The organism is Rhizobacter sp. (genome assembly GCF_035702065.1).
Lineage (GTDB): Bacteria > Pseudomonadota > Gammaproteobacteria > Burkholderiales > Burkholderiaceae_C > Rhizobacter.
Map to the genome: position 1 here is coordinate 1 of NZ_DASSRA010000095.1, position 5,679 is coordinate 5,679.

Annotated in this window: 5 protein-coding genes; 4 read left to right on the plus strand and 1 reads right to left on the minus strand. The window is 63.4% G+C overall.

Annotation, left to right across the window (positions count from 1 at the left end; genetic code table 11):
• Positions 1-2,988 (plus strand): DNA-directed RNA polymerase subunit beta' (gene rpoC / locus VFL64_RS04395; protein ID WP_489539170.1); only part of this gene is annotated, 2,988 nt, incomplete at its 5' end.
• Positions 2,989-3,033: 45 nt separating this feature from the next.
• On the opposite strand, the gene VFL64_RS04400 is transcribed toward rpoC, so the two are convergent.
• Positions 3,034-3,465 (minus strand): putative toxin-antitoxin system toxin component, PIN family, encoded by a 432-nt coding sequence (locus VFL64_RS04400; RefSeq protein WP_489539171.1) that lies wholly within the window; start codon positions 3,463-3,465, stop codon positions 3,034-3,036.
• 226 nt (positions 3,466-3,691) lie between these two features.
• Between VFL64_RS04400 and rpsL the strand changes: the two genes are divergently transcribed.
• The 3 genes from rpsL to VFL64_RS04415 form a co-directional block, all read left to right on the plus strand.
• The gene (rpsL, locus tag VFL64_RS04405) at positions 3,692-4,069 is read left to right on the plus strand and encodes a 30S ribosomal protein S12 (protein ID WP_489539172.1); all 378 of its coding nucleotides are present in this window, start codon (positions 3,692-3,694) and stop codon (positions 4,067-4,069) included.
• Positions 4,070-4,219: 150 nt separating this feature from the next.
• On the plus strand, positions 4,220-4,690 hold the full coding sequence (gene rpsG / locus VFL64_RS04410) for a 30S ribosomal protein S7 (protein WP_480319332.1): 471 nt from the start codon (positions 4,220-4,222) through the stop codon (positions 4,688-4,690).
• Between the two features lie 86 nt (positions 4,691-4,776).
• The coding region (locus VFL64_RS04415) for a GTP-binding protein (protein ID WP_489539173.1) at positions 4,777-5,679 on the plus strand (903 nt) is incomplete at its 3' end.

Sequence of the window (5,679 nt, forward strand, 5' to 3'; positions counted from 1 at the left end):
ATCAAGGAACACCCGGTCATGCTGAACCGCGCGCCGACGCTGCACCGCCTGGGCATCCAGGCGTTTGAGCCGGTGCTGATCGAAGGCAAGGCGATCCAGCTGCACCCGCTGGTTTGCGCGGCCTTCAACGCCGACTTCGACGGTGACCAGATGGCCGTCCACGTGCCGCTGTCGATCGAAGCGCAGATGGAAGCCCGTACCCTGATGCTGGCCTCCAACAACGTGCTGTTCCCGGCCAACGGCGAACCGTCGATCGTGCCGTCGCAGGACGTGGTGCTGGGCCTGTACTACGCCACCCGCGAACGCATCAACGGCAAGGGCGAAGGCATCGTCTTCTCCGACGTGATCGAAGTGCAGCGTGCACTCGACAACCACCAGGTCGAGATCACCGCCCGCATCAGCGTGCGCCTGACCGAGTGGACCAAGAACAAGGCCACGGGCGAGTTCGTGCCCGAGACCAAGCTCGTGGACACCACGGTGGGTCGTGCCCTGCTGTCCGAGATCCTGCCCAAGGGCCTGCCGTTCTCGAACATCAACAAGGCGCTGAAGAAGAAGGAAATCTCGCGCCTGATCAATGTCTCGTTCCGCAAGTGCGGCCTGAAGGAGACGGTGGTCTTCGCCGACAAGCTGCTGCAGTCGGGCTTCCGCCTGGCCACGCGCGCCGGCATCTCGATCGCCATCGACGACATGCTGGTGCCGAAGGAAAAGCACATCCTGATCGAGCGCGCCGAAAAGGAAGTCAAGGAGATCGAGCAGCAGTACGTCTCGGGTCTCGTGACGGCCGGCGAGCGCTACAACAAGGTGGTCGACATCTGGGGCAAGACGGGTGACGAGGTGGGCAAGGTCATGATGGCCCAGCTCTCCAAGCAGAAGACCACCGACCGCCACGGCAAGCAGGTCGACCAGGAGTCGTTCAACTCCATCTACATGATGGCCGACTCCGGCGCACGCGGTAGCGCGGCGCAGATCCGCCAGCTGGCCGGCATGCGCGGCCTGATGGCCAAGCCGGACGGCTCAATCATTGAGACGCCCATCACGGCGAACTTCCGCGAAGGCCTGAACGTTCTGCAGTACTTCATCTCCACCCACGGTGCTCGTAAGGGCCTGGCGGACACGGCGCTGAAGACCGCGAACTCGGGTTACCTGACGCGCCGTCTGGTCGACGTGACCCAGGATCTGGTGGTGACCGAAGACGACTGCGGCACGCAAAACGGCATGAACATGCGCGCTCTGGTCGAAGGCGGTGAAGTCATCGAATCGCTGCGTGACCGTGTGCTCGGCCGCGTGACCGCGATCGAAGTTCAGCACCCGGAAACGGGCGCTCAGCTGGTCGAGCCCGGCAAGATGCTGGACGAAGACACGCTGGACGATCTGGAAGCGGCTGGAGTGGACGAGATCAAGGTCCGCACCGCGCTGACCTGCGACACGCGCTTCGGCCTGTGCGCCAAGTGCTACGGCCGCGACCTCGGCCGCGGTGGCGTGGTGAACCGCGGCGAAGCGGTCGGCGTGATCGCTGCCCAGTCGATCGGTGAACCCGGCACGCAGCTGACGATGCGTACCTTCCACATCGGTGGTGCGGCGTCGCGTGCGGCAGTGGCCTCCAGCGTGGACGCCAAGTCCGACGGCAACATCGGCTTCAACGCCACGATGCGCTACGTGACCAACGGCAAGGGCGATCTGGTGGTGATTTCGCGTTCCGGCGAGATCATCATTGCCGACCAGCACGGTCGCGAGCGTGAGCGCCACAAGGTGCCGTATGGCGCGGTGCTCAACATCAAGCCCGACCAGGCCATCAAGGCCGGCACGGTGCTGGCCAACTGGGACCCGCTGACCCGCCCGATCATCACCGAGTTCGCCGGCAAGGCGAAGTTCGAGAACGTCGAAGAAGGCGTGACGGTGGCCAAGCAGGTCGACGAAGTGACCGGTCTGTCCACGCTCGTCGTGATCGACCCGAAGCGCCGCGGCTCGACCAAGGTCGTGCGCCCGCAGGTCAAGCTGCTCGACGTGCAAGGCAACGAAGTGAAGATCCCCGGCACCGACCACTCGGTGACGATCGGCTTCCAGGTCGGCGCGCTGATCCAGGTGCGTGACGGCCAGGATCTGGCTCCGGGTGAAGTGCTGGCACGTATCCCGGTCGAAGGCCAGAAGACCCGTGACATCACCGGCGGTCTGCCGCGGGTGGCCGAGCTGTTCGAGGCCCGCACGCCCAAGGACAAGGGCACGCTGGCCGAGATCACCGGCACGGTGTCGTTCGGCAAGGAGACCAAGGGCAAGGTTCGCCTGCAGATCACCGACCCCGAAGGCCAGGTCTACGAAGAGCTGGTGTCCAAGGAAAAGAACATCCTGGTGCACGAAGGCCAGGTGGTCAACAAGGGCGAGTCCATCGTCGACGGTCCGGCCGATCCGCAGGACATCCTGCGTCTGCTGGGCATCGAGGAACTGGCGCGCTACATCGTCGACGAAGTGCAGGACGTCTACCGTCTGCAGGGCGTGAAGATCAACGACAAGCACATCGAGGTGATCGTTCGCCAGATGCTGCGCCGCGTGCAGATCGTCAACCCGGGTGACAGCGGCTACATCGCTGGCGAGCAGGTCGAGCGTTCGGAGCTGCTTGACACCAACGACCGCCTGCGTGCCGAAGGCAAGACGATTGCCACGCACGCCGACGTGCTGCTGGGCATCACCAAGGCGTCGCTCTCGACCGACAGCTTCATCTCGGCAGCATCGTTCCAGGAAACCACCCGCGTGCTTACCGAGGCGGCCATCATGGGCAAGCGCGACGAGTTGCGTGGCCTGAAGGAAAACGTCATCGTCGGCCGCCTGATCCCGGCGGGTACCGGCATGGCCTTCCACGACGCGCGCAAGGTCAAGGAAGAGCTGGACGACGCAGAGCGTCGTGCCATCGCCTTGGAAGAAGCGGCCGAAGAGATGTCTGCGGTGGACGAGGCGGCTGCGGCCGCCCCGGCCGGCGGAGAGGCCTCAGAGTAAGCCAAAGCTTCCGGGCTTTGGAAGGGCGGCTGCGGCCGCCCTTTTTCATTCCGAGGGCCAGCGTTCCGGCGGCGCCACCCGCAGCCCCAGCTTTCGGGCGCGGCGCGCCAGCTTCAGCACGGCGCGGTCGCGGCTGATCAGCCACTGGGCGCTGGACACGGCCAGGTCGATGAACTTCTGATCGTCGGGGTCGGTGCAGCGGAGGCGGAGCGATTCGCCAATGACAGGTGCAGCGACTCTCTCTGAGAGCTTGTACCAACTTTCCCAGAGCTGATCCAGGTTCGGAGCCCAGGCGTCGACGACACCACGGCCTAGCACATGGGCCAGTTCGTCGCGCATGGGATCGGTCACCAGCCAGCGCAGATGGCCGCCTTCGATGGCCTGAGCCAGCGGCGTGCATTGCGGATTGCGGAAAACCAGCCAATCCAGCACCACGTTGGTGTCGAGTACGACCGCGATTTGGGTCGTGGGGAGCACTTTCAATACCTTGGCTTGCGGGTGAGGGTTCGCACGAATATAATCGAGGGCTTTTCAGCAGGTTTTGCTGCGCTCTTTGTCGGGCGGCCCACCGTGATTCCCTTCGCGGCTTCGGGCTCGTCTCCCAGTGGAGCGCCTCGACATCTACTGAAAAAGACCAAGAGGTGCTGCCTGCTTCTGCGGAAGAGGCGGCGCCTGTGTGACTTCAAACGGGAACAAGTTACCAATGCCTACCATCAACCAACTCGTGCGTCACGGTCGCGAGACCGAGACCACGAAGTCCAAATCGCCGGCGCTGCAGGGTGGCCCCCAGCGGCGCGGCGTGTGTACCCGCGTGTACACCACCACGCCGAAGAAGCCGAACTCCGCGCTGCGTAAAGTGGCCAAGGTTCGCCTGACCAACGGCTTCGAAATCATTTCCTACATCGGCGGTGAAGGCCACAACCTCCAGGAGCACAGCGTGGTGCTGGTTCGTGGCGGCCGGGTGAAGGACTTGCCGGGTGTGCGTTACCACATCGTGCGCGGCTCGCTCGACTTGCAAGGCGTGAAAGACCGCAAGCAAGCGCGCTCCAAGTACGGCGCCAAGCGCCCGAAGAAGGCTTAAAGCCAACAGGTTGCCTGTCTGGCGTCAAACCCGGATCGGGCGTGTTTCGGCAAGGCTCAGTGGCCTGCCGAGTAAGTGGGTGGCCCCAGATGTTGGTGGTGCCCAGGGTGATGGCGAAAGCCGGAGCCAACTGAAGCAAAAGGAAGAGAAATGCCTCGTCGTCGCGAAGTCCCCAAACGGGACATCCTCCCCGATCCGAAGTTCAATTCGGTCGATCTGTCCAAGTTCATGAACGTGATCATGGAGTCCGGCAAGAAGGCCGTGGCCGAACGCATCATTTACGGTGCGCTGGAGCAGGTCGAGAAGAAGTCGGGCAAGGATCCGCTCGAAATCTTCACGGTCGCCTTGAACAACATCAAGCCGATGGTCGAAGTGAAGTCACGCCGCGTGGGCGGTGCGAACTACCAAGTTCCCGTGGAAGTTCGCCCTGTTCGCCGCGTGGCCCTGGCCATGCGCTGGTTGAAGGAGTCGGCCCGCAAGCGCGGTGAGAAGTCCATGGCGCAGCGCCTGGCCAACGAGCTGCTGGAGGCCGTCGAAGGCCGTGGCGGTGCGATGAAGAAGCGCGACGAAGTGCACCGCATGGCAGAAGCCAACAAGGCTTTCTCTCACTTCCGCTTCTAAGTTCCCGGCCCTTAGTTTTCAGCCCCCGACGCGGCCCCTCGGTCTGAGTAGACCGTCGGGCGCGTTTCAGTTTCTGGAGTGCCACCATGGCCCGCAAGACCCCCATCGAGCGCTATCGCAACATCGGCATCTCGGCGCACATCGACGCCGGCAAGACGACGACCACCGAGCGCATCCTGTTCTACACCGGTGTGAACCACAAGATCGGCGAGGTGCACGACGGCGCCGCCACGATGGACTGGATGGAGCAGGAACAGGAGCGAGGCATCACGATCACCTCGGCTGCGACCACCTGCTTCTGGAAGGGCATGGAGCTCAATCACCCCGAGCACCGCATCAACATCATCGACACCCCGGGGCACGTGGACTTCACCATTGAAGTCGAGCGGTCCATGCGCGTGCTGGACGGCGCCTGCATGGTGTACTGCGCCGTGGGCGGCGTGCAGCCCCAATCGGAACCCGTCTGGCGCCAGGCCAACAAGTACAAGGTGCCCCGTCTTGCGTTCGTGAACAAGATGGACCGCACCGGTGCGAACTTCTACAAGGTCTATGACCAGATGAAGGCCCGCCTGAAGGCGAACCCCGTGCCCATCGTGATTCCCATCGGCGCTGAAGACAACTTCACTGGCGTGGTGGACCTGATCAAGATGAAGGCCATCATCTGGGACGAGGCTTCCCAGGGCATGAAGTTCGACTACAAGGACATCCCGGCCGACCTGCAGGCAGACGCGCAGAAGTGGCGCGAGAACATGCTCGAGGCAGCTGCCGAGTCCAGCGAAGAGCTGATGAACAAGTACCTCGAATCGGGCGACCTGAGCGAAGCCGAGATCAAGCTGGGCATTCGCACTCGCACGATCGCGACCGAGATCCAGCCGATGCTGTGTGGCACCGCTTTCAAGAACAAGGGCGTGCAGCGCATGCTCGACGCGGTGATCGACTTCATGCCGTCGCCGATCGACATCCCGCCGGTGCCGGGCACCGACGAAGAT